The following is a 3,469-nucleotide window of genomic DNA, read 5'->3' on the forward strand; positions in this document are numbered from 1 at the left end:
GCCGTCGACAACGAGCGCGACCCGCTGTGACCGGGGTTCGGACAGCCCGAGCCTGCCGTCCTCCCAGGTCAGGCGCTGGCTGCGCACCACAATGTGGTCGCCGTCGCGGTGGTCGCCGTCGCGCGCCATTACCCGTCCCCACCGGATCCGGCAGCTGTCCAGCACGTGCAGTGGCTGGGCGGAGTGCGGCGAGTCCAGCAGCCGGGACCACGGATAGACCCCGAGGACGTGGAAGCAGTGGTTCGGCGCGGCCTCGTCAAGGATCTCCGGGGTGAGGTGCTTCCAGTACTGCCCGGCCTGCGGGGTGATCCTGGCCAGCAGCGCCGCGCCGAACTCGCGTGGATCGACCGCGTCCGACACACCGCCACCGAGCCAGTACGCCTCGACCACCCGGCGGTCGAGCGGGTCGTCGATGCCGGCGAGCCGGGCCAGGATCTGCAGATACGGCCAGGCTCCGTGGAAGCCACGGGCCAGCGACCGGGGATCGCCCGCCATGACCCCGGTAGCGCCGTACTCCAGCAGCGTCTGTGAATCAGCCGGGCCGCAGTAACCGAGCTTGTTCGGCGCATAGGCGTAACGGGCGAACAGCCGTGCCCCCTCCCCCTCCGCCTGGGTCACCTGAGGGCCAAAGGCACCGCGATCATATTCTTTTCGCGCTGCCGGAGGCCCAAACTCCCGGGTCATCTGAGAGCCATCCGTCCGAAATTGTAGTAGGCCGCGCAGGCCCCCTCCGAGGAGACCATGCATGTGCCGATCGGGGTCTGCGGCGTGCAGGCGGTGCCGAACACCTTGCATTCCCACGGCTTGATGACACCCTTGAGGACCTCCCCGCACTGGCATGCCTTGGGGTCGGCGACCCGGATGCCGGGCATGTCGAACCGCTGCTCGGCGTCGAACTGCGCGAAGTCGTCGTTGAGCTTGAGTGCGCTCTGCGAGATGAAGCCCAGCCCACGCCATTCGAAATGGGGCCGTAGTTCGAACACACGCGCCATCAGTGCCAGTGCCTGAGGATTACCCTCTTCCCGCACCACACGGCCGTACTGGTTCTCGACCTCGCAGCGTCCCTGCCGGATCTGTCTGAGCAGCATCGCGACCCCGGCGAGAATGTCCAGCGGCTCGAAACCGGCTACCACAATCGGTTTGCCGTGGACCTCGGGGACGAAGCGATACGGCCGGTTGCCCACCACGGTCGAGACATGGCCAGGGCCGAGGAAGCCGGACAACCGCAGGTCGGGTGACTGCAGGATCGCTCGCAGCGGCGGGACGATCGTGACGTGGTTGCAGAACACGCTGAAGTTGGTCAGACCCAGCTCGCTGGCCCGGACCAGCGTCACCGCGGTGGAGGGAGCGGTGGTCTCGAAACCGACCGCGAAGAACACGACGTGCTTGTCCGGGTTGTCCAGGGCCACACCCAGCGCGTCCAACGGCGAGTACACAAACCGGACGTCCGCCCCGCGCGCCTTGGCCTCCATGAGGCTTCCGCGACCGCCCGGCACCCGCATCATGTCGCCGAACGACGTGAGGATGACCTCCGGCCGCTCGGCCAGCCACATGGCGTCGTCGACCCGTCCCATCGGTATCACGCACACCGGGCAGCCCGGTCCGTGCACCAGCTCCACCGACTCGGGCAACAGGTGTTGGATGCCGTGGCGGTAGATGGTGTGGGTGTGGCCGCCGCACACCTCCATGAACTTGTAGGTGTCCGACCCGGCCAGGTCCGCGATGGCGGCCACCAGTGCGCGCGCGGCCGCGGGATCGCGGAACTCGTCGATGAAGCGCATCGGCTCCTCCTTCTGGTGACGGCCCACGGGCCGGCGACGGTCGACGAACCGATAACAGCCGGTGGGACGATGGCAATCGACGGACCGGTGACGGACCGCGGGCCGAGGTGATCTGCACGGCGGCTACGGCGACGGTTGCGACAGTTGGACAGTTGCGCTGGTCAGGGGGTCGCCGACGATCCGAACGCCTCGACCTCGTCGAGATAGGCCTGCCCCAACTTCTCCACCGCCTCGAGCGTGCGCATCGCCTCGACCTCGTCGATCTTCGCCATGGCGAACCCGACGTGCACCAGCACCCAGTCACCGACCCGCGGACCTTCCTCGGCGACCAGCCGGATGCTGATCGTCCGCCGTACCCCGCTGACGTCGACCTTCGCGAGGTGCTGGTCGACGTCGACGATCTCGACGAGCTGGCCGGGAATCCCCAGGCACATGTACGGCCTCCTTTACGGCCTCCTTGTGTCGCCGCCCGTCGCCACGGGCGTTGGCGTGTCACCCCGGGCGTCGGATGATCACGGCATGCTCCTCGCCGGGTCGGTGGACGCGGTCGGTGGACGCGGGTCAGCAAGATGCGGTCAGCAGATGCGGGGCAACGGGTCGCCGACCAGCATGTCCACGATCCGGGTGCCCCCCAGGGCGGTGCGCATCGCGACGGTCCCGGCCGGCTGCTCGGTGATCTCCCCGATGACCGCGGCCAGCCGTCCCTGCGGATGCTTCCGCAATGCGGCCAGCGCCGCCGGGGTCTGCTCGGGCGGCACCACCGCGAGGAACTTGCCCTCGTTGGCGACGTGGATCGGGTCGATGCCGAGCAGCTCGCAGGCGCCGTGCACCTCGGGCCGCACCGGCAGGCAGCGCTCGTCGAGCAGAACACCGAGGCCGCTGTCCCGAGCCAGCTCGTTGCAGACCGTCCCCACCCCGCCCCGGGTGGGATCGCGCAGCCATCGCGTCGACGGCGCCGCGGCCAACAGCTCGTCCACCAGGGCGTTGACCGCCGCGGTGTCCGATCGGATGTCGGCCTCGATCGCGAGGTTGCCGCGGGCGAGCATGACCGCCATCCCGTGTTCGCCGATCGTGCCGGACAGCAGCACCCGGTCCCCCTGCCGCACCCGATGCGCGGACAGCTGCCGGCCGGCCGGTACGAGCCCCACACCGGCGGTCGTGACGATCAGTCCATCCGCGGCGCCGGTGTCGACGACCTTGGTGTCTCCGGTCACCACCCGCACCCCCGCGGCCTGCGCCGCATCGGCCATGTCCCCGGCGATGCGGCGCAGCTCGTCGATCGGGAAACCCTCCTCGATCACGAATGCCGCGGACAGCCACAACGGCCGTGCCCCCGTCATCGCCAGATCGTTGACGGTGCCGTGCACCGCCAGGTGACCGATCGAACCGCCCGGGAAGCGCAGCGGCCTGACGACGAAGGAGTCGGTGCTGAACGCCAGCGACTCCCCCGACGGCAACGGCAGGATCGCGCCGTCGCCGAGTACCTCGAGCGCGGGATTGCGGAAGGCGTCGACGAAGACCGCGTCGACCAGCGCCGCCGACGCGCTCCCGCCGGCCCCGTGCGCCGAGGTCACGACCTCGCCGAGCAGCCGCGGCCGGCGGCGCCGGAACGCCTCGATCCGCTCCAGGACCTCGTCCTTGCGGTCCGCCCGATCCGCCCGGTCCGCCCGGTCCGCCCGGTCCGCCCG

At 69.9% G+C, this 3,469-nt stretch carries 4 protein-coding genes; all 4 read right to left on the minus strand.

Features of this window, described 5'->3' with window-relative positions; translation table 11 throughout:
• Positions 1-618, minus strand: a 618-nt coding sequence (locus DD1DGNOD_RS15270; RefSeq protein ID WP_131770437.1) for a DUF6390 family protein, incomplete at its 3' end; no start/stop codon positions are given.
• Positions 619-680: 62 nt separating this feature from the next.
• Complete coding sequence (hypD, locus tag DD1DGNOD_RS15275) at positions 681-1,781, minus strand: hydrogenase formation protein HypD (protein WP_131767127.1); 1,101 nt, start codon at positions 1,779-1,781, stop codon at positions 681-683.
• A gap of 161 nt (positions 1,782-1,942) precedes the next feature.
• Positions 1,943-2,215: a HypC/HybG/HupF family hydrogenase formation chaperone gene (locus tag DD1DGNOD_RS15280; RefSeq protein ID WP_131767128.1), complete on the minus strand. Its 273-nt coding sequence runs from the start codon at positions 2,213-2,215 to the stop codon at positions 1,943-1,945.
• A 141-nt stretch (positions 2,216-2,356) separates the two neighbouring features.
• Positions 2,357-3,409, minus strand: a complete 1,053-nt coding sequence (gene hypE / locus DD1DGNOD_RS15285; protein ID WP_131770438.1) for a hydrogenase expression/formation protein HypE — start codon at positions 3,407-3,409, stop codon at positions 2,357-2,359.
• Between the last annotated feature and the right edge of the window lie 60 nt (positions 3,410-3,469).

The sequence above is a fragment of the Candidatus Protofrankia californiensis genome (assembly GCF_900634765.1).
Taxonomy (GTDB): domain Bacteria; phylum Actinomycetota; class Actinomycetes; order Frankiales; family Frankiaceae; genus Protofrankia; species Protofrankia californiensis.

Coding starts and splice junctions, on each gene's coding strand:
- hypD (WP_131767127.1), bottom strand. CDS start 1,781: ATGCGCTTCATCGACGAGTTCCGCGATCCCGCGGCCGCGCGCGCACTG.
- DD1DGNOD_RS15280 (WP_131767128.1), bottom strand. CDS start 2,215: ATGTGCCTGGGGATTCCCGGCCAGCTCGTCGAGATCGTCGACGTCGAC.